This is a genomic window from Nocardia brasiliensis, from assembly GCF_042691675.1.
In the GTDB taxonomy this organism is placed as follows: domain Bacteria; phylum Actinomycetota; class Actinomycetes; order Mycobacteriales; family Mycobacteriaceae; genus Nocardia; species Nocardia brasiliensis_D.
This window is the reverse complement of record NZ_CP170507.1, coordinates 3,241,629-3,265,593: the sequence shown is the minus strand read 5'-3', so window position 1 is coordinate 3,265,593 and position 23,965 is coordinate 3,241,629. Positions and strand designations below refer to the sequence as shown.

At 65.6% G+C, this 23,965-nt stretch carries 23 protein-coding genes; 11 read left to right on the top strand and 12 right to left on the bottom strand.

Annotation, left to right across the window (positions count from 1 at the left end):
- Positions 1-96: 96 nt before the first annotated feature.
- From ACFK0J_RS15315 to bla (ACFK0J_RS15305), 3 genes are all read right to left on the bottom strand, one after another.
- Positions 97-624, bottom strand: coding sequence for an RICIN domain-containing protein (locus ACFK0J_RS15315; protein WP_378740674.1), 528 nt, complete (start codon positions 622-624; stop codon positions 97-99).
- 149 nt (positions 625-773) lie between these two features.
- Positions 774-1,715, bottom strand: a complete 942-nt coding sequence (gene bla, locus ACFK0J_RS15310; RefSeq protein ID WP_378740672.1) for a class A beta-lactamase — start codon at positions 1,713-1,715, stop codon at positions 774-776.
- Complete coding sequence (gene bla / locus ACFK0J_RS15305) at positions 1,712-2,662, bottom strand: class A beta-lactamase (protein ID WP_378740670.1); 951 nt, start codon at positions 2,660-2,662, stop codon at positions 1,712-1,714. Before bla (ACFK0J_RS15305) ends, bla (ACFK0J_RS15310) begins: the two co-directional genes overlap by 4 nt.
- A 165-nt stretch (positions 2,663-2,827) precedes the next feature.
- On the opposite strand from bla (ACFK0J_RS15305), the gene ACFK0J_RS15300 reads away from it, so the two are divergent.
- The 6 genes from ACFK0J_RS15300 (at position 2,828) to ACFK0J_RS15275 (ending at position 7,919) form a co-directional block, all read left to right on the top strand.
- Positions 2,828-3,703 carry a LysR family transcriptional regulator gene (locus ACFK0J_RS15300; protein ID WP_378740668.1) on the top strand — a complete coding sequence of 292 codons (876 nt, stop codon included), beginning with the start codon at positions 2,828-2,830 and terminating at the stop codon, positions 3,701-3,703.
- Positions 3,700-4,656, top strand: a complete 957-nt coding sequence (locus tag ACFK0J_RS15295; protein WP_378740666.1) for a serine hydrolase — start codon at positions 3,700-3,702, stop codon at positions 4,654-4,656. Before ACFK0J_RS15300 ends, ACFK0J_RS15295 begins: the two co-directional genes overlap by 4 nt.
- A gap of 92 nt (positions 4,657-4,748) precedes the next feature.
- Complete coding sequence (locus tag ACFK0J_RS15290; protein ID WP_378740664.1) at positions 4,749-5,093, top strand: DUF3140 domain-containing protein; 345 nt, start codon at positions 4,749-4,751, stop codon at positions 5,091-5,093.
- Positions 5,094-5,095: 2 nt separating this feature from the next.
- Entirely contained in the window at positions 5,096-6,031 is a 936-nt protein-coding gene (locus tag ACFK0J_RS15285) for a Vms1/Ankzf1 family peptidyl-tRNA hydrolase (protein ID WP_378740661.1), read from the top strand.
- A gap of 21 nt (positions 6,032-6,052) precedes the next feature.
- A complete protein-coding gene (locus ACFK0J_RS15280; RefSeq protein ID WP_378740659.1) occupies positions 6,053-6,235 on the top strand; it encodes a hypothetical protein in 183 nt (60 codons plus the stop codon).
- Positions 6,236-6,467: 232 nt separating this feature from the next.
- Positions 6,468-7,919 (top strand): nitrate/nitrite transporter, encoded by a 1,452-nt coding sequence (locus ACFK0J_RS15275; RefSeq protein ID WP_378742847.1) that lies wholly within the window; start codon positions 6,468-6,470, stop codon positions 7,917-7,919.
- A gap of 431 nt (positions 7,920-8,350) precedes the next feature.
- On the opposite strand, the gene narI is transcribed toward ACFK0J_RS15275, so the two are convergent.
- From narI to ACFK0J_RS15250, 5 genes are all read right to left on the bottom strand, one after another.
- Positions 8,351-9,091, bottom strand: coding sequence for a respiratory nitrate reductase subunit gamma (gene narI / locus ACFK0J_RS15270; RefSeq protein ID WP_378740657.1), 741 nt, complete (start codon positions 9,089-9,091; stop codon positions 8,351-8,353).
- Positions 9,088-9,768, bottom strand: a complete 681-nt coding sequence (gene narJ, locus ACFK0J_RS15265; RefSeq protein ID WP_378740655.1) for a nitrate reductase molybdenum cofactor assembly chaperone — start codon at positions 9,766-9,768, stop codon at positions 9,088-9,090. Before narJ ends, narI begins: the two co-directional genes overlap by 4 nt.
- A gap of 73 nt (positions 9,769-9,841) precedes the next feature.
- Positions 9,842-11,581, bottom strand: a complete 1,740-nt coding sequence (gene narH, locus ACFK0J_RS15260; protein ID WP_378740652.1) for a nitrate reductase subunit beta — start codon at positions 11,579-11,581, stop codon at positions 9,842-9,844.
- Between the two features lies 1 nt (position 11,582).
- Positions 11,583-15,320: a nitrate reductase subunit alpha gene (locus tag ACFK0J_RS15255; RefSeq protein ID WP_378740649.1), complete on the bottom strand. Its 3,738-nt coding sequence runs from the start codon at positions 15,318-15,320 to the stop codon at positions 11,583-11,585.
- Positions 15,321-15,653: 333 nt separating this feature from the next.
- The gene (locus tag ACFK0J_RS15250; RefSeq protein WP_378740647.1) at positions 15,654-16,646 is read right to left on the bottom strand and encodes an NAD(P)H-dependent flavin oxidoreductase; all 993 of its coding nucleotides are present in this window, start codon (positions 16,644-16,646) and stop codon (positions 15,654-15,656) included.
- A gap of 106 nt (positions 16,647-16,752) precedes the next feature.
- On the opposite strand from ACFK0J_RS15250, the gene ACFK0J_RS15245 reads away from it, so the two are divergent.
- Complete coding sequence (locus tag ACFK0J_RS15245; protein WP_378740645.1) at positions 16,753-17,682, top strand: cation diffusion facilitator family transporter; 930 nt, start codon at positions 16,753-16,755, stop codon at positions 17,680-17,682.
- Here ACFK0J_RS15245 and ACFK0J_RS15240 read toward each other — a convergent pair.
- The 4 genes from ACFK0J_RS15240 to ACFK0J_RS15225 are packed head-to-tail and all read right to left on the bottom strand — an operon-like array spanning position 17,655 to position 19,705.
- Positions 17,655-18,611: a hypothetical protein gene (locus ACFK0J_RS15240; protein ID WP_378740643.1), complete on the bottom strand. Its 957-nt coding sequence runs from the start codon at positions 18,609-18,611 to the stop codon at positions 17,655-17,657. The two genes, ACFK0J_RS15245 and ACFK0J_RS15240, sit on opposite strands and share 28 nt — an antisense overlap.
- A gap of 3 nt (positions 18,612-18,614) precedes the next feature.
- On the bottom strand, positions 18,615-18,932 hold the full coding sequence (locus ACFK0J_RS15235) for a type VII secretion target (protein ID WP_378740641.1): 318 nt from the start codon (positions 18,930-18,932) through the stop codon (positions 18,615-18,617).
- Entirely contained in the window at positions 18,929-19,240 is a 312-nt protein-coding gene (locus tag ACFK0J_RS15230; RefSeq protein WP_378740639.1) for a hypothetical protein, read from the bottom strand. Before ACFK0J_RS15230 ends, ACFK0J_RS15235 begins: the two co-directional genes overlap by 4 nt.
- A 12-nt stretch (positions 19,241-19,252) precedes the next feature.
- Entirely contained in the window at positions 19,253-19,705 is a 453-nt protein-coding gene (locus ACFK0J_RS15225) for a hypothetical protein (RefSeq protein ID WP_378740637.1), read from the bottom strand.
- A 488-nt stretch (positions 19,706-20,193) separates the two neighbouring features.
- Between ACFK0J_RS15225 and ACFK0J_RS15220 the strand changes: the two genes are divergently transcribed.
- The 4 genes from ACFK0J_RS15220 to ACFK0J_RS15205 all read left to right on the top strand — a co-directional run bounded on the left by ACFK0J_RS15220 (position 20,194) and on the right by ACFK0J_RS15205 (position 23,824).
- A complete protein-coding gene (locus tag ACFK0J_RS15220) occupies positions 20,194-20,757 on the top strand; it encodes a hypothetical protein (RefSeq protein WP_378740635.1) in 564 nt (187 codons plus the stop codon).
- 142 nt (positions 20,758-20,899) lie between these two features.
- Positions 20,900-21,439 (top strand): hypothetical protein, encoded by a 540-nt coding sequence (locus ACFK0J_RS15215; RefSeq protein WP_378740633.1) that lies wholly within the window; start codon positions 20,900-20,902, stop codon positions 21,437-21,439.
- Between the two features lies 1 nt (position 21,440).
- Positions 21,441-22,634: a DUF6545 domain-containing protein gene (locus tag ACFK0J_RS15210; protein WP_378740631.1), complete on the top strand. Its 1,194-nt coding sequence runs from the start codon at positions 21,441-21,443 to the stop codon at positions 22,632-22,634.
- 251 nt (positions 22,635-22,885) lie between these two features.
- Positions 22,886-23,824 (top strand): TauD/TfdA dioxygenase family protein, encoded by a 939-nt coding sequence (locus ACFK0J_RS15205; protein ID WP_378740629.1) that lies wholly within the window; start codon positions 22,886-22,888, stop codon positions 23,822-23,824.
- Positions 23,825-23,965: the final 141 nt, after the last annotated feature.

The window sequence follows — 23,965 nt, the reverse complement described above, 5'->3', positions numbered from 1 at the left end:
ACCGATTCGGCCACGTGATCGAACTCGGCGAAACATACGAACGCCGCTGTTCCGCCGCATCCGAAGACGTGCGGCGGAACAGTGGCGGTCTCAGGCTCAGTGGCCGACCACCACCAGCAGGAATTGCTGGGTCGGGTTGTGCTGTGCCGGACGGCTCACGACGCCGAAGTCCTTCTCGGCGTACTCGTGGGCGTCCACATAGCGATTGTTGGACGCCTGCTGCATCGTGTATTTCCCGCCGCCGATGGATCGGATGTGCCACACCTGGGTGGGGTTGTTCTGGACGGGGCGGGTGACCAGGCGGTAGTCCAGCGACTCGATCTCATGCGCGTCGAGGTAGCGTTGGCTGCTCACCTGCTGCACCGTGCCGGTCCCGGTGCCGCTGTCGTCCCAGCGGATGCGCCACTGCTGGCTGGTGTCGCCCTGCTTCGGTCGGGTGACGACGTTGTAATCGTGGGTGCCGTCGTTCCACGCGTCGAGATAGCGCCCACTGGACACCTGCTGGATCGTGACGATGTCGTCCGGCTGCGCGGCGTTCGCGGTCGCGGGAGTTGCGACGATGGCGACGGCGGTCAAGGTCCCGAAGAACAATGCTGCGGCCGCGCGGCTGATGAAGTGTGTCAAAGTGACGATCCCTCTGGTGGAAGTGGTTGCTTTGCTTGTCCGAACTAATGTTCGAGCAACCACCACCGATCCGAAAGACACCCTCGGGAGGTGGCTCGGCCGCCGGGGGTGCGGAAATCACCCCAGAGGGTGGCCACCGACCCCCGTCTTCAGGTGAGCGCGGCTACGACGTACGCGGCGGCCTCGGCGAGGAGCGACTGTTCATACTTGGCGTCCCGGTCGGCCTTGTTGGACATGATCGCGATGACGAGCAGCGCGGATTGCGGCGGCCAGACGATCGCTATGTCGTTCAGCGTGCCGTAATCACCGGTGCCGGTCTTGTCCGCGACCGTCCACCCCTGCGGTACACCGGCCCGAATGCGTTGGGCCCCTGCGGGAGTCGCATTGCGTTCCATCAAATCGCGCAGGAAAGCACGCTGCTCGGGCGGCAACGTCTCCCCCAGCAGAATCTTCTGATAGTCGCTGCCGAAGGCGCGCGGAGACGTGGTGTCCCGCGGGTCGCCGGGCACGGCCTCGGCGATTGTCGGTTCGATCCGGTCCATCCGGGTGACCGTGTCGCCGAGGCTGCGCGCGTATTCGGTCAGCTCGGCCGGACCACCGAGATCGCGCAGCAGCAGATTGCCCGCCGTGCCGTCGCTGTAGCGAACCGCCGCGTCGCACAGCTGGCGAATCGTCATACCCGTGGCAACGTGCTGCCGGGTGATGACGGCGCTCTTCATCAGATCGGCTTCGGTGTAGCTGACGAGAGTGTCCAAGTGCGACAGCGGATTACGATGCAGGACGGCCGCTGCCGCCAGCGCTTTGAAAGTCGAGCAGAACGCGAATCGTTCGTCCGCACGGTGCGCGACGGTCGCGCCGGTACCGGTGGCCAGCGCGAACACCCCCAGGCGCGCGCCGTACCGTCCCTCCAATTCGACCAGACGAACATGGCGATCATCCGAGGAAGTGGGCGGAGCCAGGGTATCGGAGCGATCCGATGACGGTGCGGTCGTCGTCGCGCCCCCGGTGCAACCGGCCAACGACCACAGCGCCATCGCCCCCAGTAGCGCGCGTCGAGTAATGACCGGCGGTTCGGTCGAGATACGGCTCATCGAGCCCCCGAGGTGACCCCGAGTTCCGCGACCGCGGCCCGGGCGGCCTCGGCGACGAGAGCATTGTCGGGTTCGGCATCCTGCTCGAATTTGGTGGTGAGAACGGCAATGACCAGCGGTGCGCGGCCGGGCGGCCAGGCGATGGCGACGTCGAGGGCGGAGCCGTAAGCGGGACTACCTGTCTTGTCGCCGATGGTCCAGTCCGTGGGCAGACCGGCGCGGATGCGTTTGCCACCGGTGGTGTTGGCGATGAGCCACTGCTTCAGTTGCTCGCGTTCGGGTTCGGCGAGGGTGTCACCGAGGACGAGGGTGCGGTAGTCAGCGGCCAGTGCGGCGGGTGTGGTGGTGTCGCGGACGTCGCCGGGGATCGCGGTGTTCAGCTCGGTTTCCCAGCGGTCCAGTCGCGAGACGTCGTCACCGATCGAACGGAGGAACGCGGTGAAGCCGGCGGGGCCGCCGAGGAGTTTCAGAATCTGATTGCCCGCGGTGTTGTCGGAGATGGTAATGGTGGCGTGGCACAACTCGGCGACGGTCATTCCGGTGTCGACGTGCTTCTCGGTCACCGGTGAGAACTCGACTAGTTCGGTGCGGGAATAGCGGATCACCTGATCGAAGTAGCCCGAAGCGAGTGAGTGGTCACGCAGCAGGGCGCCACAGGCGAGGCCCTTGAAGGTGGAGGCCATCGGGAACCGCTCGCCGTCCCGATAGGCGACGCTGCGGCCGGTGCCGGTATCGATCGCGTACACGCCGAGCCGCGCACCGGCTTTCGTCTCCATGTCGGCGAAGGGCTGAGTGGCGGCGGGTGCGGTTGCGCTGGTCGGGGTGACCGTCGGGTCGGATCGGGAATCGCACGCCGTGGTGAACGACAGTGCGGAGACCGCCAGGATCGCGGCGAGGCATCGTCGGCGGATGAGCGGGGCACGGTGGGCAGGTGCTGAGAAAATCACCGCCACAGCACAGCAGCGCCACCGCGTCGCAGACCAATACCCGACCCTGCCGCGGGCGAGTCGATCCGACTATCGTCGCAGGTCACCGGGAATGGGACGGCAGAGACACCGACCGCGTCCCGGCGGCGACGCCGCTTCGCCGAAACCTGCTGGTTCAATGACCGCATGGATCTGGTCCGCCACCTTCGCTTCTTCGTCGCCATCGCCGACGAGGGACATTTCGGCAGGGCAGCGGCCGCGCTGGAGATGACCCAACCACCGCTTTCGCAGGGACTACGCCGCCTCGAACGGCAGCTGGGCGTCGAGCTCATCCATCGGACCCGCCAGGGCGCGGTACTCACCTCGGCGGGCCTGCAACTGCTGCCCCGGGCCCGCCTGCTCGTCGACGACGCCGAGCAGTTGCTCGCCGAGTCGCAGCGCATCGCGAATGCCCGTGGCGCGGTGCACTGGGGCGCGACCGCCGCCCTGCCGGACCGGGTGATCACGGCCTGCGTGACCGCATTGCGGTCGACGGTCGGTGCGGGCGCGGCGGTGTCCACCACGGTCGGCGCGACCGTCGACCTCGTCGGCGACGTCCGCGCGGGACTGCACGATGTGGCGGTGATCGAGCACCCGGCCCTGGTCGACGGCATCGCGACCGGGCCCGTCGTGAAGGTGCCGCGCTGGCTGGTCGTACCGTCGGATCACCGCATCGCCGTCGCCGAACGCCCCACCTTCCCAATGCTGGCGGGCCTGAGCTTCGCCCACCCACCGCGCGCCGCGAATCCGCCCGCCTTCGACACCGTGCTGGACCTGCTGCGGGAACGCGGCCTGGACGCGCCCACCGTGGTAGCCCGCGACGACCGCGCCACGCTCGCCGCGGTCGCCGCCGGTACGAGCTTCGGGCTCACCGCGACCCCGCCCTCCCCCACCCCGGGTGTTACCTGGTTGCGCATGGCTCCGCAGGCGATTGCCTTGCGGCTGCGCGTCATCCGCAGAGCCGGGGCCGATGTCCACGCCGATGCGGTCGATCGAGTGCTGTACCGGGAGCGGCTGCGATGAGCGGAACAGCACGCACCGACTCGACGAAGGATGCCGCGATGTGGGAGCGCACGGCGGTGGACCGCATCCGCGCGGTCTTCGCCGACGCCGGATGCACCGGCTGGCTACACGCCCGCCGGTGTGACGACTCCGCCGCCGAGATCAGTGTCGACGGTCGAGCCCGCGTGGTCACGGCATCGGTCTATAAGCTGCCCCTGTTCGTCGCGTTCTGCCGGTTCGTCGATACCGGGCTGATCGATCCCCTCGCGCAGCTCACGGTGGATCCCGCCGACTGCACGCCGGGGCCGACCGGAATCGCCGCACTGCTCGACCCGGTCACCCTCAGCCGACGCGACCTGGCGAAGTCGATGATGACGGTGTCCGACAATGCCGCGGCCGATGTGCTGCTCGGCGAGGTCGGCTTGGCCGCTGTCGACGACCTGCTCACCGAGGTCGGACTCACCGAGACCCGGGTGGTCGGCGGCACCGCCGACGTGCACCACAGCCTGGTTCGGGACACCGACACCCACACCACCGCCGAAGCCTTCGCGGCACTGGCCGACAATGACGCGGCATGGTCGGTATCGGCCTACGATCCGGCGTACGCGAGCGCGACAACACCCGAGGAAATGACCCGCTTCCTGTGTGCCGTCTGGGCCGGGTCCGTGCTGTCCACGGCGCAGACCGACTTCGTCAAATCGGTTATGCGCCAGCAAATCTGGCCGCATCGCATCGCCGCCGCGTTTCCGCACCGCAGCGTGTCCGTCGCGGGCAAGACCGGCACCATCGGCGCGATTCGCAACGAGGTCGCGGTAGTCGAGTTTCCTGAGGAGCACCCCGTCGCGGTAGCGGTATTCACCCGCGCCGCCCGCGCCAACCCGCACCTGCCCGTCGTCGACGCCGCGATCGCCGAAGCCGCCCGCATCGCCGTCACCGAGCTGCGCCGCCCGCTGCTGAATTCTCCCGGCGGGTAGCCGGATTCCCCACCGGAGCCTCAGGTTTTGCTGTGCGTCTTCCGGGTAGTCGACAGGCGCCCGGATGATCTCCGAACGCTATTCGAAACGGGGTGAGCACGTTGGCGGAAACCCACGTCGACGACGATTTGTGGGATGAGTTCCATCGCGTCGTGAACATGTCCTCCCGTGAGTTGCGGGATTGGCTACGCACCGAGAGCGCCGGTCCGGATGCGGAAGCATTGCCGGACCGCTCGGGACCGCAGCTCGGCCAGCGGGTACTGGCCATTCTCGGTAAACGCCGGACCGACCTGGTCGCCGAGGACATCGACGCGATGCGAGCGGTGGTGGACGAAGTGTCCGCCGCTCGCCGATCGGATTTGGAACCGGTTGCCGGACAAGCGCATTGGCGGCACCGGCTGATGTCGGTCGGCCACGATCCACTGAAGGGGCCGTGACCATGAACAGTCTCGAGGATGCGATGCTCGCCACCCCGCCGGTACCGGGCCGATACGGCCGCGTCCTGATCGCCGACCGCGAGACGTTGCTCGCCGACGAGGTGCTGCCGGAACTGCCGCCGCGCGATATCGTGCGCGTTGCCCGGCTGCCCTACGTGCTGCCACTGTTGGAGCAGGCTGCCCGACAGGTCGCTCATGTGGTGGCGGTGGTCGATCGGCGAGGCTCCGATATCTACGCGGTCGACTCTTCCGGCGCGGTCGTCGGTGAAACCGTGCAGGGTGAAGGCCATCCGCTGCACAAGATCCGTCATGGTGGCGGCTGGTCGGCCTGGTCGATCCAGCATCGGGTCGATGAGAAGATTCGCCGCAATATCGATGAGGTGGCGCGCGAGGTCACCAGACTCGCCGAGCAGGTGCGCGCACGCGTCATCGTCATCGGCGGTGAAGTCACCTCCCGTGCGGCGCTCGCCGACGCGCTGCCCGCGCACGGCGCCGAGGTGGTCCAGGTCGAGGCCGGCGCCAGGGCCGCGGGCGCGGATCAGGCCGAATTCGACGAACAGGTGCGCGCGATCGTCAGCGCGAAGGCCGAACAGGAACAGCACAGTGTGCTGGAGAAGTTCGCCACCGAGAGCGGTCGGCCCGATGGGCTGGCAGTCGCCGGGTTGGCTGCGACGACGGCAGCGCTGGCCGAGGCGAATGTGGACCAACTGCTGATCAACGAGGTCGCGCTCGGTGATCGTCTGGTCCGAACCGAGCCCGCGCCGATCCATCCGGTAGACGAAGCGCAGGTGGCCACCGGCGATACCCGCGCCGCGAGCATCTGCCGGGCCGACGAAGCGCTACCCGTCGCCGCCCTGAACTGCGGGGCCGCGATCACACCCGTCGATGAGGCAGGTGCGATACCGGAAGGCGTGGGCGCGCTGCTTCGGCACCGATAGGACGAATCCGAGGAGGCAGTGATGGAACGAGGAAACAGCAAGCACGGACCCAAACGCGACGACCAACTCGCGCACGAACTCCAAGGCACCTTGCGCGGCAACCGATCCAGCCGGGCCGAGGAATGGCGCGATCCGGAACCGCCCGCCGACGATGACGAGATCACGGGCGATCGCGGCGTGCGGGAACAGAATTCCGGAGGTTAGCAGCGCGGCCGCTCGGTCCGAGGAATCCCGCACCGGTCGATACTTTTCGAGATCGGGGGTTTGTGACGCCCGGAAACCGGTGCGTCACATGCCGGAAACTTAGCGGCGGATTCACGCGGCGCAATTCGGACTCGTGAGCAACCGTTGATCTCCCGGTCATTTCGCGCATCATGTCGGCAATACCCGCTCCCTACCGTCGAAGACAACCGATTGTGGGAGGCCTGAGTTGAGCATGCTGACGCGTAACCGTGACATCGAGAACTGGGATGCCGAGGATGTCACGGCCTGGGAAGCCGGTGGTAAGGACGTCGCCAAGCGGAATCTGATCTGGTCGGTCTTCGCCGAGCATGTCGGCTTCTCGGTGTGGTCGATCTGGTCGGTCATGGTGCTGTTCATGCCGACCGAGACCTACGGCATCGATCCGGCGGGCAAATTCTTCCTCGTCGCCGTGCCGACCCTGGTCGGTGCGATCCTGCGGATTCCGTACACGGTGGCCACCGCCAAGTTCGGCGGACGCAACTGGACCATTTTCAGCGCGGTCCTGTTGCTGATCCCGACGCTGCTCACGTTGTATTTCATCAATCAACCCGGTACTTCGTACACGACGTTCCTGGTGGTGGCCGCCTTCGCGGGCTTCGGTGGTGGCAACTTCGCCTCCTCGATGACCAATATCAACGCCTTCTACCCGCAGCGCCTCAAGGGCTGGGCGCTCGGGCTCAACGCGGGCGGCGGAAACATCGGCGTACCGGCCATCCAGCTGCTCGGCTTGCTGATCATCGCCACCCTGGGCAACGACTACGCCTCGCTGATCTGCGCGGTCTATCTGGTTCTGGTGGGTCTTGCCGCACTCGGCGCCGCCCTGTACATGGACAACCTGCGCAACCAGAAGGCCGACCTGTCCGACATGGTCGCGGCGCTGAAGGTGCCGCAGTCGTGGGCGATCGCATTCCTGTACATCGGCACGTTCGGTTCGTTCATCGGCTACAGCTTCGCCTTCGGCCAGGTGCTGCAGATCAGCTTCAAAGCAGGCGGTGACAGTGCCGCGCAGGCCGCGCTACATGCCGCGCAGATCGCGTTCATCGGACCGTTGCTCGGTTCGCTGGCCCGCCCCTACGGCGGTAAATGGGCCGACCGGATCGGCGGCGGCAAGGTCACCATGTACGTCTTCGGCGCGATGATGGTGGCCGCGGTTGTTGTCGCGGCGGCGAGCACCCTGGGTGATCGCAATGGCGGCGTGCCGAGCGGTGCGGCCATGGCCACGCTGATCGGCGGGTTCATCACGTTGTTCATCCTGTCCGGGATCGGCAACGGCTCGGTCACCAAGATCATCCCGTCGGTGTTCGAGGCCAAGTCCAAGAGTCTGGCCCGCCCCCGCCACGAGCAGGCCGCCTGGGCGCGCAACACGTCCGGTGCGCTGATCGGTTTCGTCGGCGCGATCGGTGCGCTCGGCGGTGTCGGCATCAACCTGGTGTTGCGTTCCTCGTACGCGTCGACCAACTCGGCGACCACCGCGTTCTGGGTTTTCATGGTCTTCTACGTGGTGTGCGCCCTCGTTGTCTGGTCGGTCTTCCTGCGGCGGCCGAGCTCGCATCGGGACGCCGACGTGGTGGTCGAGGCGGAGGCATTCGTCCTGGAAGCCGAAGTGGCGGCGAGTGTCGAGGACAACGCCCGCGCTCGGGCCTGACGCACGAACCGACCGACCCCGCAACTACTGCCCGACGGCACGCTATCCGCCGTCGGGCAGTATCGCGTTCATCGCCCGTACCACTCCAATTCCACAGGAGTCGTCGGCCTACCCGCGCCGCCTGCTGAGCGAGCCTTCGATCATATGGTTACGACCTATCGGCACCTTCGAGGCGCAAGCGCGCGACCATCCTGACGGTGCTGTTGTGCGAATGACCTGCTACACAGCGGATTTCGAGGGCGGTCCGGCACCGGCAAGTGAGATCGCCGAGATCGATTGGTTGACGGGGCCGATCGCGGTTCCGTGCCGCCGGTCGATCAGCTGATCTTCACGCATCTGCAGGACCAGGGCCTGCTGAACAGATAGGCCGGGCCGTCACGCTGTGATCCCGACCGCGCCGATCAGAAACGGCCGGGCCGGGACGGTGGCGATCAGCGCCAGTGCTCCGGCGTGACAGGAGCGTCCCAGGCACGCGCGTAGCGGCGGGTGTCGGGGGCGTTGGTTTCCTTGCGGCGATACACGACGTAAGGGCGGGTGAGATAGCCGATGGGGGCGCTGAACATGTGGACCAGGCGGGTGTAGGGCCAGATCCCGATCAGGATGAGCACGACCAAGCCGTGCGCTTGGAAGGTCCACGGTGTGCCGACCATCAGGCCGGGTTCCGGATTCAAGGTGAAAAGGCTTCGGAACCAAGGCGAAACGGTTTCGCGATAGTTGTAGGTGCCCCACAAGAGGTTGCTGCCCCAGGTATTGAGCAGGCCGGTGATCAACGCCGCGGCCAGCAACACGTACATCAGTTTGTCGCTCGCACTCGTCGCCTTCCGCACCGCGGGCACGGTGATTCGGCGATAGAGCAGGATGGCGACGCCGACCAGCACGGCCGCACCTGCCACGGAACCCGCGGAGACCGCGACCAGGTGATAGGTGTGCTCCGAGATGCCGACGGCGGCGGTCCACGATTCGGGGATCAGGATGCCCATCACATGACCGCCGATGACACCGAGCATGCCGAAGTGGAACAGCGGGCTGCCCAGGCGCAGCAGACGGCTCTCATAGATCTGGGAAGAGCGTGTGGTCCAACCGAATTGGTCGTTCCGATAGCGCCAGAGGTGGCCGAGGACGAACGAGGTGAACGCCACGTACGGCAGGGTCAACCACAGTGTGCTGGTCATCGGCGGCCTTCTCCTTGCGCGAACATGGTGGGGTCCATGGCGAACGGTTCGAGTCCCACTTCTTCCTCCGGCGGCCCCTGTGCGGCCAGCTCGGCGACGCGCCGCCGGTCCGCCGTGGTCAGCGGCGGCAGCGTGGCGACTACCGCTGCCAGCACAGCCGCGTAGGGAGAACCATTGTCGGACAGTGAAAGTCGGAGTAGCTCGATAACCGGGAGGTGTTCGCCGAGTAGCCGTTCACCGCCGATCGGATCGACTGTCGCGGCGAACTCCAACAGCACAGGCAGGTGATCGGGCAGTTCCTCATCACCCAGCTCGACGCCCGCATGCCGGTAGGCGTGTTTGAACCGGAGCAACGCCATTCCGCGCTTGCGGGTGTCGCCGTAGGCGTAGAAGGTCAGGTGCATGCTCGAACGCCGACGCATATCGAAGGTTTCGACATATTGCCGCGCCAGGTCCAGCGGTGCGGCGGCCCGCAGGTAGGCCAGGAATTCCACCAGGTCGTTTCGCACCGATTCCGGCAATTCCGCTGCGGCGGCGACCATTTCGTCCACCATCGCGAGGGTTTCCGGGTGCGGGTAGTCGAGCAGCAACGCGGCCATGCGCCACACCAGGCGCCGGTCGCGCTCGGCGATCGGCACCGCGGGTTCCGGCCTGCGCCGTACCTTCAGCAGAGCCATGACAACTCGCCGCTCGACAGCCGCGGGGAACCATTCGCGCGGTCCGGTCGGCGGCCGGATGGGGCGTTGCGGATCATTGGGGCGCTCCGGTCGGGGTCGGGGTCGGTGTGCTGTCGGGTGCGACTCCGTTACCAGCGGTTGTTCGTTCCCCGTTCTTGCTCGCGCCATTGGTCCCGTTTACCGACGCGCCGTTGGTGCCGTTCCCGGCCGTGCTGTCAGCCGCCGATGGCAGTAATCCATTGGTGCTCTTGCCGTCCCAGTTGAGCAGGTTGACGCGGTTCGACTTCTCCGCCGGGGCAGCGCCATTGGTGTCGGTCAGATGGAACTTCTCCACCATCGTGTCGAACGCCGTCATGCCCGGCCCGCCATCGTTGTCCAGGCTGCAGCCGGTGGCCAGGGCGTCCAACTGGTGCGCTTCGGAACCCGCACCGGACGGAATCACGTACCGGTGTTCGTATTTCGCGATCGCCAGCAGGCGGTACAGCGATTCGATCTCCTCGGGCTCCAGCCGCACCGAGGCGGCGATCGCCGGATCGGGTTCCTCGCCCAGGTTCACCGACCGCATGAACGCTCGCATCCCGGCCAACCGCTGCAACGCGGCGCGCACCGGCCCGACGTCCCCCGCGGTGAACAGCTCGGCAAGGTACTCCACCGGGATCCGGAGTGCGTCGATCGCGCCGAACAGGTTCCTGGCGTCCTCGCCGTCGTGGCCGGTCTCCGACAGCACATCCACCACCGGCGACAGCGGCGGCACGTACCAGACCATCGGCATGGTGCGGTATTCCGGATGCAACGGCAGCGCGATCTGATAGTCGACGATCAGTTTGTAGATCGGCGAATCCTGCGCTGCCTGAATCCATTCCGGCGAGATACCAGCTCGTTCGGCCTCGGCAACGACGCGCGGATCGTGCGGGTTGAGGAAGACGCCCAACTGTGCGGGGTACAGGTCCTTGTCGTCGGTCACCGACGCCGCTTCGAGGACCTTGTCGGCGTCGTAGAGCATGACGCCGATGTAGCGCAGCCGTCCGACGCAGGTCTCCGAACAGACGGTGGGGATGCCGACTTCCACCCGCGGGTAGCAGAATGTGCACTTCTCCGCCTTGCCCGTTTTATGGTTGAAGTAGATCTTCTTGTACGGGCAGCCGGTGACGCATTGCCGCCAGCCGCGGCACTTGTCCTGGTCGACGAGCACGATGCCGTCCTCGGCGCGCTTGTAGATCGCGCCGGACGGGCACGCTGCCGCGCACGACGGGTTCAGGCAGTGCTCGCAGATCCGCGGCAGGTAGAACATGAAGGTCTGCTCGAACTCGAGCTTCACCTGTTCGGACAGCCGCGACAGCAGGGGATCCTTGCCGACCTGCTCCGGACCGGAGCCGAGGTCGTCGTCCCAGTTGGCACCCCAGGTGATCTTCGTATTCTCGCCGGTGATCAGCGATTTCGGGCGGGCGACCGGGGTGGTGTCCATCGCGGGCGAGGACAGCAGGTTGTCGTAGTCGTAGCTCCACGGTTCGTAGTAGTCCGACACCGTGGGCAGGTCCGGATTGGCGAAGATGTTGAGCAGGCGCTCGAGCCGGGACCCGGATTTCAGGGTCAGTTTGCCCCTGCGGTTGAGCTGCCAGCCACCCTTCCACTTCTCCTGGTCCTGATACTGGCGCGGATATCCTTGGCCGGGACGGGTTTCCACGTTGTTGAACCACATGTACTCGGTGCCACCGCGGTTGGTCCACGCTTGCTTGCAGGTGACGCTGCAGGTGTGACAGCCGATGCACTTGTCCAGGTTCATCACCATGGCGAGCTGTGCCATGACACGCATGTCAGTACTCCACTTCCTGCGAGCGACGGCGAATCGTGGTGACTTCGTCGCGCTGGTTTCCGGTGGGGCCGTGGTAGTTCAGCGCGAAGGACTGTTGCGCGTAGCCGCCGATGAGGTGCGAGGGTTTGATCATGATTCGAGTCAGAGCGTTGTGGATGCCGCCGCGTTTACCGCGCGCGTCGTTGACCTCGGGCCGATCCTCGATGCGCGGCACGTCCACCGCCCGGTCCTGTGCGTGATACATGAACACGGTGCCCTCGGGCATCCGGTGCGACACGATGGCGCGGGCCACGACGACACCGTTGCGGTTGACCGCCTCGATCCAATCATTGTCGGCGACACCGATTTTCGCCGCATCCTTTTCCGACATCCAGATCGACTGCCCGCCGCGGGACAACGTGAGCATGTGCAGGTTGTCTTGGTACGCCGAGTGAATCGACCACTTCGAGTGCGGGGTCAGGTAGCGGACGGTCACGCCCTTGTCGGTCACGGCACCGACATCGGGTTCGCTGAACAGCGCGGTCATGTCCAGCGGCGGACGGAAGATCGGCAACTGCTCACCTAGTTCGAGCATCCAGTCGTGGTCCAGGTAGAAGTGCTGGCGCCCCGTGAGGGTGTGCCACGGCTTCAACCGTTCGGTGTTGATGGTGAACGGCGAGTACCGTCGCCCGCCGGTCTCGCTGCCGGACCACTCCGGCGAGGTGATCACCGGCACCGGGCGAGCCTGGGTGTCGGCGAAGGTGATTCGTTTGCCTTCGTGTTCGGCGGCCAGGTCGGCCAGCTCGGTGCCGGTACGCCGCTCCAGCGCCTCGAAGCCCTGTACCGCGAGCCTGCCGTTGGTGGTGCCGGACAGCGCGAGGATCGTCTCCGCGGCGTGGGTGTCCTTGGCCAGTGACGGACGCCCTTGGGCGACACCGGAAACGACGGTGCCATTGACGCCCGCGAGGTACTTCACTTCCTCGTCGGGATAGGTCGTGACGCCCTTGGTGGTCAGTCCGAGGGTATCGATCAGCGGCCCGAGGGCTGCCATCTTCTCCGCGATCTTCGGGTAATCCCGTTCCACCATTACCAATTTGGGCATCGTCCGGCCCGGAATCGGTTCGCATTCACCGGCTTTCCAGTCCAGGACCCGGCCGCCCGCCTGCGCCATGGCATCGGGCGAATCGTGTTGCAACGGCACCGCCACAATGTCTTTGCGGACACCGAGGTGCTTTTCCGCCATCCAGGAGAAGCCGCGCGCGATCCGATGGAAGGCATCGAAATCGGTCTTGGCCTCCCACGGTGGTGAGATCGCCGGGGAGAAGGCGTGCACGAACGGATGCATGTCGGTGGAGGACAGATCATGCTTCTCGTACCAGGTAGCAGCGGGCAGCACGATATCGGAGAACAGCGTGGTGCTGGTCATCCGGAAATCCAGGGACAGCAGCAGATCCAGCTTTCCGGTCGGCGCCTGCTCGCGCCAGACCAGCTCCTGTGGCCGGACGCCGGTGACATCGGTGGTCTGCACATTGGAGTCCGCGCCGAGCAGGTGCTTGTGGAAGTACTCGTTGCCCTTGCCCGAGGAGCCGAGCAGGTTCGCGCGCCACACCGTCAGGCAGCGCGGGAAGTTCTCGGGCGCGTCCGGATCTTCGCAGGCGAATCGCAGGTCGCCGGATTTCAACTCGTCCACGACGTGCTCCGGCGCCGACTTGCCCGCCCGTTCGGCCTCGTCCGCCAGATCCAATGGGTTGCGGTCGAATGTCGGGTAGCTGGGCATCCAGCCGAGTCTGCTCGCCAGCGCGATATTGTCGGCGGCGGTGCGGCCCGCGAACCGGCCCTCCCCCAACGGCGAGGCAAAGGTCTGGGCGGTGAACGGATCGTAGCGCCACTGGTCATTGGTGAGGTACCAGAAGACGGTGCCCTGCATCTGCCGCGGCGGCCGCTGCCAGTCCAGGCCGAAAGCCAGCGTGGACCAACCGGTTACCGGGCGGCACTTCTCCTGACCGACGTAGTGGGCCCAGCCGCCGCCGTTGACGCCCTGACAGCCGGTGAGCAGGGTCAGCGTGAAGAACGCGCGGTAGATCTGGTCGGAGTGGAACCAGTGGTTGGTGCCCGCCCCCATCAGGATCATCGAGCGGCCGCCGGAACGATCGGCATTGTCGGCGAATTCGCGGGCGATCCGCGTCGCCTGCGCGGCCGGGACACCGGTGATGGTCTCCTGCCAGGCCGGGGTATACGGCTCGGCGGCGTCGTCGTAGCCCGTCGGCCAGTTGCCGGGTAGCCCGTCGCGCGCCACACCGTATTGCGCGAGCAGCAGGTCGAACACGGTGGTAACCCGTTTGCCCGCAACGGTGATCGTCGGCACGCCGCGGGTGAGCACGCCCGGCACATCGGTGTCGAAGCGTGGAACCTGAACGGCCGCAGTGGCTTCGGTACGGCCGTGCAGCGTCAGCAGCGGGTCGACGTCGGCCAGATCGAGATTCCACCGTCCGGTACCTGATGCGCCGAACCGGTCGCCCAGGGACCCGTTGGGCACCACCGGATTCCCGTCCGAATCGAGTAACACCGTACGGAACTCGTCACCCTCGGCCCCCTGGGTTCGTGGTTCGGCTGCCCCCTGCGCAACCGAACCGGCCGCCGCGAGATCGGCTGCGGTGAGGAACTTCCCGGGCACATGGGCACCGTCGCGCTCGTCGAGGGTGATCAAGAACGGTAGATCGGTGTAGCGCTTGACGTAGTCGGTGAAGCGAGCGGTCGTCTTGTCGACGAAGAACTCCTTGAGCAGCACGTGCCCCATCGACATGGCAAGGGCCGCATCGGTTCCCGGCCGCGCCGCCACCCACTCGTCGGCGAACTTGGTGTTGTCGGCGTAGTCGGGGGAAACCACCACCACCTTCTGGCCGCGATACCTGGCCTCGGTCATGTAGTGCGCGTCCGGGGTCCTGGTCACCGGCACATTCGAACCCCACATGATGAGGTAGCCCGCGTCGAACCAGTCCGCGGACTCCGGGACGTCGGTCTGATCGCCGAACACCTGCGGCGAAGCCACCGGCAAGTCGGCGTACCAGTCGTAGAACGACAGCATCGAGCCGCCGAGCAGCGAGATGAAGCGCGCGCCGACGGCGTGGCTGACCATGGACATGGCGGGGATCGGTGAGAAGCCGGCCACCCGGTCCGGGCCGTACTGCTTGATCGTATAGACGTGCGCCGCGGCCGCGATCTCGGCCGCTTCCCACCACTCGGCGCGGACGAATCCGCCTTTGCCCCGAGCGGACTTGTAGCGCTTGGCCTTCGCGGCGTCCTCGACGATCTCACCCCAGGCCAGTACCGGATCCTTGAGCCGAGACTTGGCCTCCCGGTACATCTCCAGCAGCACGCCACGGACGTAGGGATAGCGAACTCGGGCGGGCGAGTAGGTGTACCAGGAGAACGAAGCACCGCGCGGGCAACCCCGCGGCTCGTACTCGGGCTTGTCCGCGCCCACCGAGGGATAGTCGGTCTGCTGCGACTCCCAGGTGATCACACCGTCTTTGACATAAATCTTCCAGGAACACGAGCCGGTGCAGTTCACCCCGTGCGTGGACCGCACGACCTTGTCGTGCGACCAGCGGTCCCGGTAGAACTCATCGGCGCCGCGTCCGCCGGTCTTGTGCAAGGTGCGCTGGTCGGCCGAAACCTCGCCCCGGTGGAAATACTTGCCCAATCGCAGGAGTGCGTCACCGGCGTCGGCGGATGGTCGGTCGGTCCGTGAATGCGCCACGACGCCCCCTTCGAGCTGTGAAAATCGGGCTGGTGCTCCGACTGTAAAGAGGTTGGGACCTGCCGCCAAACTATTCCCTCACACCCCGCGACGCCCCGTTGTGCGCTGTGAGGCCGCGGCAATATGCCGGTCATCGCGCGCCGATCACGAATGATCTCGCGCAGCGGCCCGACCTGCACGAAAGGCCGCGGACCAGCCGAAATACCGGCCGGTATACAGTTTTCGACGCATTGCCTGTGATCGCTTGGAAACCACGGGTTCTCGGGTGATTTACATTTGTTAACACGGTGGCGCTCGGCTTCGCGGATCGCGCGTCACGTCAGCGGTGATCGGTCAGCGCGGTTCTTTCCGGTCGTCGAGCAATCGTGCGGCACCGATACACAACTCTTCGATCGCCTCCCCCACCGGTTGCACCCGGGTAACCAGCCCCACCCCTTCTCCGGCGTCGACCGGAACGACCTTCGGATCCGCCGCGGCCAGCGCGGTGGCCAAAGCTTGTTTCGCCTGCCGGTCGCCGGACAGACGCCGTTCCCGGCCGGTCCATCGGTCGGCGAACTCATTGCGCAGCACGCGGGCGGGGAACCTGGCCGGCCATGGCAACTCCATGCCGACGTCGAAGGCGCGCGTCACGATCGTTTCGGTCCCCTCGGCCGCGAGCAGAGCCCGGCGGGCGTCATCGGAGAGCAACGACTCCGAACACGCGGCCAGACTGGTACCGAGCCACACCCCACTGGCACCCGCGACGAGTACCCCGGCCAGGCTCGCCGGAGACGCGATACCGCCCGCAGCCAGTACCGGAATCGACACGGCGCCGATGACCGCATCCAGCAACGGTAAGGTCGCCATCTCCGCCGCGCCGTGCCCACCGCCCTCGGCGCCGCGTGCGACGACGACATCGATGCCCGCGTCCTCGGCCCGCCGCGCCTCGTCGACGTTGTATACCTGTGTGGCCGTGCGAATTCCGGCATCCCGCACGCGATCCACCCAGGACAGGTCGGTGCCGAAGCTCACCGAGATCAACGCCGGGGCGGCAGCCATGGCGAGCTCGAACAGTTCCGGTTCGGCAGCGACCACCCAATCCACCAGCCCGATCCCGAATGGACCACGCACACCGCGCAGATGATGGAGCTCCCGTTCCAATGCCCGCGCCGACCCGGCGCTGCCCATGCCGATCATCCCCAACCCGCCCGCGGCCGTCACCGCGGCGGCGAACCGGCCACCGGCAACTCCGCCCATCGGGGCGTTCACCAACGGCGCCCGCAGTCCCATGCTCCTCGACCAGGCAGTGGCGAGCCCGCCGAGCGATTCCACTCCAGTCGACGTCATGCCGACTATGGCAACACAGCGCGCCGGGCCACCGCCAGTGGCGAACTGGTGGCGCCGGTCCGTGTCGGCGCGGGATGGCGGGCTGCCGGCGGTAGCGTTGGCGTCCATGTCCACGGGTGGCAGCAGTACTACAGCAATCCTCGCCGCATTGGCGGCCAACGCCGGGATCACGCTGGCGAAGTTCGTCGGCGCGGCGCTGACGGGGTCGTCGTCGATGCTGGCCGAGGCCATGCACTCGCTGGCCGACACCGCGAACGAAGGTCTGTTGCTGCTGGGTAAGCGCCGTGCCGCACATCCGCCGGACGCGGTGCACCAGTTCGGTTACGGCCGCAACCGCTACTTCTACTCGTTCGTGGTCGCGTTGGTGCTGTTCACCATGGGCTCGCTGTTCGCGATCGATGAGGGCATCACCAAGATCCGCCGCCCCGAGGAGCTCAGCTCACCGGTGGTCGCCATCGCCATCCTGCTCATCGCGATGGTGTTGGAGACCTTCAGTCTGCTCACCGCGCGGCGCGAATCCCAGCCGCTCAAGGGACGCGGGAGCTGGTGGCAGTTCATCCGCACCTCGCGCAATCCCGAACTGCCGGTGGTGCTGCTGGAGGACAGCGGGGCGCTGGTCGGTCTCGCCTTCGCCTTCACCGGTGTCGGATTGACCGTGCTGACCGGGGACCCGCGCTGGGACGGCGTCGGCACCCTGGCGATCGGCATCCTGCTCGGCGCCATCGCCGTGGTCCTCATCGTGGAGATGAAAAGCCTGCTCATCGGCGAAGGCGCCACTCCCGACGAAGACCGCGCCATCCGCGCCAACCTCGTAGACGGCACCCACATCGACCGCGTAATCCACCTGCGCACCGAATATCTCGCCCCCGACGAACTGCTCATCGCCGCCAAGGTCGCCATCCGCCCCGACCTCACCATCAACAACCTCGCTACCGCCATCGACGCCGCCGAAGCCCGCGTCCGCGCCGCCGTCCCCACCGCAAACGTCATCTACCTCGAGCCCGACCTCTACCGCCCCCACCCCGAACCGGCCTGAACACACTGCGGCACAGCCGGTTCCGAACCCCACGCGAACTGCGGCATGACGATGCAGCCCAATTGCGCTGCCGCAGCACGTTCCGACAGCGCCGACCCCTGTCCTCGGGTGGTCTCGGCAAACGGGGTTGACCTACGCGAAGCATGCGGAATTGCAACGATAAGCAACGTGGACGCGGCGATCATCGGGGCGGGCGCCGGCTTGGGTCTCCAATCGCCGTCTGCGGTACTGATCGCGACGTCGGCGATCTTATCCGGGACGTCCAGCCCGGACGCTTGCAACTGCAGTTGGAATATCACGTTACGCGTCTCCTGCCGCTGTTTGGTGAACTCTTCGACAAGTTTCGTGACGGCCTCCCGAAAGTGGTTGAGCGCATCGACCGCTTCGGACGCCATACCGAACGGGTTCGGAAAATTCTCTAGCATTCCGCTGGCGAAATTCAGTACTGCACCTGCGCATTCAGAGATGAATCGAAGGGCGGCCAAATAGATTTTGGTGATGATGCCGCTGAATTCATGTATGGTGGTCGCCATTTTCCCGAGAATCTCTTCGGTCTTCCCCGCCACGTCTATCAGCTTGGTGACGTACAGGCCCGCAGCCTTGCTTGCCTCGCCCTCCCAGCGGGCATGCAGGTCGTCCTTGGCGGTACCTAACCCGGTGGCACCGTTGGCAGAGTCGTTGATCTGTTTTTTGCTGGTCAGCCAGGCATTGGTCAACGGCGGTATCGCCTCGGGGTGGCCGAGCAGATCGCGAACCCAGTCGATCAAGGTACAGACTGCGTCGATTCCCGCCCTTTTAGCCGCCCCCCATACGGTGGCAGCTTCGTCCCACGGGAACGCTGTGTCACCAGTGCCCGCATGATTGGGATCGCGCCCCTCCATGTAGATAGCAGACGCAACCAACTGGGTTAACTGGCCGATCTCGCCCATACTCTATTTCCCGATCCCATCCTGGATATAGCCGAAACGCCGGTAGAATTTCGCGTCGACTTCCTCATAGTGTTTTGCCGCATTGGTCAGGCCTGTCGCGGCGCTCTTGATGGTCTCGGCGCTCTCTGCGAGCCTGTCAACCACGGCCTGACGGGTGTCGTTGAACAATTTGGGAATATCGCCGGCCCACAGCCCGAGGGCATCGTCGGCCATCCGGTGGTTTTCAATAGATTTCTTCGCGATCTCCCAGCGCTGCGCCGCTGATTCGACCGTTTGTGCTTGGTTACGCAAAGCCGCTGTGACAACACGGAAGCTTGTCATCGCACGCCCACCGACATCCGAGATCGGAAGGCCCGCTCCAACGCTTCGTTGATGGTCGGCAAGAGCGCGGCGACCACCCGCTCGCAGTGCATGTCCTGCACCTCGTGGGCGTAGAGGTCAATCGAATACACCTCGCCTTGCCCACCCACCACGACTCGGCCCAACACCGCGCCGCCGGGTTCTTCGGTGATGACGACGATGTGTTCCGCAGGCGACGACGGCGTTCCGGCGCGGATTTCTGCGACCCGACTCTGCCACTGGCGGTTCATTTCCCGCACTTGCAGGTAGATCTGGTCATAGCTGTTCATGGTGCTTCCTCCTCACCAGCGTGGCGACGAACCGTAGTCGTCGTCCTCGTACTCGGCGTCCTGCGGTTGGTTCGGTTCCAGTTCTAGATCGGTCATCGGGTCGAACCACCCGGGGAATGCCGCTTTGCATTGTTCGAGGCCCGCTTCTCTGGCACCGTGGCGCGCATCGTTTACAGCTTCGGCGATCGCGCGGCAAGTCGCGTCGATGTGCTCCTCGATCGTCCACGAACTCCGGCGTGGATCGGAGAATCCGTTCGGCAGAGCGATGTCGGTGACCCGGCCGAAGGCGTCGCAGATCACTGTCGCGCGCCTGTCCTCGGACTGTGCACGAAAATCGGTCCCGACGGCGCGTATCGCTTCTGCTAGTCGTGCGCGAGCGGCTGCGATTTGTGCCTGTCCTTCGGCTTCGAGTTGGGCGACAGATACAATTCCTCCTCGATCGCGCTCCCCCTCAATTCGTTCCACTAGAGAAATTCCTCCCATAGATCAGACGTAGACAATTAGGCGCAGGTGGCGTCACATCCTTGAAATCAGGGTCTGGCCGAAATGCCAGGACACGAACGTTTGGCCTCATTCGATGCCTCGCCGTTGGGTCGATGCCAGTTCTTTCGCGTCGACGAGCCTCCCACTCGCCTTATACGCAGGATCGAAACGCCCGTGTTCCACCCTTCTTGGGTAGACGCGATGGTGCGGCACCCCTCGTGCCCACCGCTCAGGTCCGCACCCACGCGTTGAATTTAAGTGGCGAGTGTTCTCATGTCAATACGTTGATGTGCATCCGTGTGCATGACGACCGTAAGGTCTGCACCGCTTTGGTCGTCGGGTGTAGTAGCTTGACGTGAGCGGCGGCGTGGCCTCTCCCTGCGGACCAACGAGCTAGGCCGAGCGAGTGCGAAAGGGAGTGCGTGTGCATGGCGCCCAACCCCGCCCGGCCAGGCGATACGATGCCATCTATGAACGCGGAGTTCGGTCTGGAGCGTGCCGAGAAAGCCGAGTCGAGCGGTCAGCGATTCGGACGGCAGATGAAAGCGTTTCGGCAGCGAAACCTGCCCGACGAGCTCATCACACACCAGCACATCCATGACGCCGGTGGCCCTACCCGCAATGTGCAGTCCCGCATCGAGGGCGGCCAGATCGACACGATCAGCGCTACCACCGAGGCAAAGTACAACCGCGCGCTCGAAGCTTTCGGCCTACCGGCCGGAAGCGCGACCGCAGTCCTGTACCACGGCGGCACGCTTGTGTCAGCCGTCGGCGAAAAGCCCACTGGAGCGGGCGAACCCGACGACGTCGAGAGCGGTGTGAACGCTCTGCAAAAGCTCAACCGTGAGCACAAACCCGTCGTGGATCTGGTGACCGAGCTCGACCGGCTCGGTATCGAGTTGAAGCGCGCCCGCAGTCACGCAGACGGCTATCAGCTCACCTTCCCGAAAGTCGCGATCGACCGACTGCTGCAGACGTTGCAGAACGCCACCAAAGCCGCACACGAATCCGATCCAGATCCACCATCGAGATAGCACTGCTCTGACAGCCGCCCGGGATCGGCCGGACAGCTGCGTGTTCGCCGAACCACGCCCGTACGAATCCGAATCATGCTGTCGCGGAGTAGCATTCATGCCGGGTGATACTGACCGGCCTCGGGTAGGCGCTAGGGGGGACATGCGGAAGCCTGTATGGCGCAAGGTTTCCACGCTCGCGACAGGATTTCGACAAGGCGGGGTTTCCACGCGAGCTCGCCTGCAATCGCTGGTCGACCGTCTCGAGTTGCCCGCTGACTGGACAGCCGAGGAATTCTTCGCATCAGTCGAGCGTCTTCGAGGGCGGCGGATCATGCGATTACCGCTGCCCTCGGCGGCGCCTGTTGGGTTGTGCGGGCTTTGGTTGGCGTGCCAGGACCACGATGTGATCTTTCTTCGCGGCTCTCCCGATCCCGCGGTGCAGGTGCATGTCGGTCTGCATGAGGTCGGTCATATGCTGCTCGATCACGGTGGGGACAGGTCGTTATCAGGGTCGGAGCTGGCGGCCGTGCTCACCGGAATCGAACTGAGCGCCATCGACATCTCTCAGGTCCAGGCCGCCCGCGGGGTATCCAGCTACGCCACAACCGAAGAGTACGAGGCCGAACTGCTCGCGACGCTGATCGGGATCCAGACTCGGACCAGCGGACCGCGCCGCGACTGGTTGCTCAAGGAGCTTTGAGATGTGGGCGCCGGATCGATTCCCAGCCTGGGTCACCATCCCGGTGCTGGTGTTCGTTGTTGTCATCGCGGTCACCCGGCTTGCGTTGGTCCGGCGCTCGTCCGCGCTCAATCGAATGATCAACGCCACGGTGGGCTTCTACACAGCAACGTCGTTGCTGCCGACCATTGCTCCGCACATGGCCGCGTTCGTACCCGGTGGCTCGGCGACGCTGTTCGCGGTGTGGCACTGGTGCTCTGTGATGGCGTGGGGGTGCGGGCTGGGTTTTGTCTTACTCCATGAATACGGGCCCGTCCATTATCGAATCCGCTTCCAGGTCGTGGTCGGGCTCTCGACGGTTCTCACTGTAGTACTCCAACTGGTGAGCAGTCCGGCGCAGGCGCAAGGAGTCCCGATCGCGGACTACGGAGGCTGGCGATACGGCGTCTATGTCGGACTGTATGCGGCGATGACGGTGGTCATCTCGTTTTCCGTCCTGCGCATGGGCTTCAGGATGTGGCCGCGCACGACGACCCTGCGGGACCGGATCCTGGTGGCGATCCTGTGCGTCTTCGCCGCCATCTACGCGCTCCCCACCGCTTGGTTCGTGTTCCTCGCGGCGCTGCGGGCGGTCGGAGCCGGCAACGACTTCACCCGCCATGCCTACAGCCTCGCCACCGACGGGCTCGACACCCGGGAACCCGGGTTGGTGCTCACCGCAATTGTGACCCTGGTGTTCGTGCCCTCGTCGGCGCGGGCAGTGGCGCAATTGCTGCGGCTGGACCACCAATCGCGCATCGCGCATCGCCTGAATCCGCTGTGGCGCGATCTGACCGCCGCCGCACCGCAAGTCGTGTTCCCACTCAAACCCGCGGACCGCAGACACATCTCCCCAAAGGAGCGCGCACACCGCCGACGGGTGGAGATTCACGATGCCGCACAGATCATCGCCAGATTCGTTGCACCACTTCCGGTTGCCGTCGACGACTTGATCGAGACCACCGTCCCCGAGAACGACCAAGAACACATGCGCCTCGTCGCCGAACTGGTCATGGCAACCCAGCGACTCGCCCGCCCCAAGGACAACGAAACAGCTGGCGAGCCAACACCGCACGAAGCCGATGTACCCGACGAGCAAACACTGCTCCGTTACTGGGAGCCTGCGAAGGTCCTTCTGCTCGTGGCGAACAAGACCTCGCAAGCATCTGCCTCCTAACGCGACAGCGGCACTCACATCGCGAGCGGGCGCGAGTTGTCCTGGCGGCTTCATATTCGGCTGATCTGACACGGGTGATGTGACGCCGATCGAGCGAACGCGGCGGAACGCCCAAGCCTGTGGCCGATCGGCTATGTCGAGTTCGGCCGGCCACCGTGCCCGTTCGGATCTGGGTGACCGTAATGCTGGTCGTGCCGGGGCCGGGGTGGTTTCGTCTGAGGCAACTGTCAGGGTGGAGCGAAAGGCCTTGTATGTCTGTCGATTACAGAGGTGAGGGCGGGACCGGTGTGCGGGTGGTCAAGCTGGGGGCTCACATTGGTGCGCGGGTGGAGGGGGTCCGGCTGGGTGGGGAGTTGGATGGGGAGACTGTTGCCGCTATCCGGGCGGCACTGCACGAGCACAAGGTGATCTTCTTTCGCGGGCAGCGTCAGTTGACGGAGGACGGGCAGTATGAATTCGCGCAGCTGCTCGGCAGTCCGACTACCCCGCACCCGACTGTGACCTCGGCGGGTGTGAAGAGCTTGGCGATCGATTCCCGCCACAGTCGGGCCAACGCGTGGCACACCGATGTCACCTTCGTCGATCGGGTTCCGAAGGCATCGATCCTGCGCGCGGTCTCGCTGCCCAGCTACGGCGGCTCGACCACCTGGGCCTCGACCGTCGCCGCGTACAACTCGCTGCCCGAACCGCTGCGGCGGCTGGCCGAGAGCCTGCGCGCGCGGCACACCAACCAGTACGACTACGCCGCCGACGCGGAGGACCACCCGGACGAGAACAGCAGGGCCTACCGGCGGGAGTTCGAATCCACGTATTTCGAAACCGAACACCCCGTGGTCCATGTGCACCCGGAGACGGGCGAACGTGCCTTGCTGCTGGGGTGCTTCGTGAAGCAGATCGTCGGCCTGCCGAGCAACGAGTCGCAGGCGCTGTTCCGGCTGTTCCAGGACCGGGTGACGCGCTTGGAGCACACCACTCGCTGGAATTGGTCCCTCGGTGACGTCGCCATCTGGGACAACCACGCCACGCAGCACTACGCCATCGACGACTACGACGGCAGCGAGCACCGCAGGCTGACCCGCATCACGCTGGCCGGCCACGTTCCCGTCGGCGTCGACGGCACGTCGAGCACCGTGATCGCGGGCAACGCCGAGTACTACTCGCCGGTCGACACCCGGACACGGGCGGCATAACTTTCCGCCGCGCGAAACGAGCGCGACAATCCGACGATTCGCCCGCCGCGCGCCATACGCAGCCGAACGCGCTGTATCGATTAATCTTTGACGGCTCGCGCCCGGTTACTACGCGCATACAGGTACGCCTGACGATGGGAA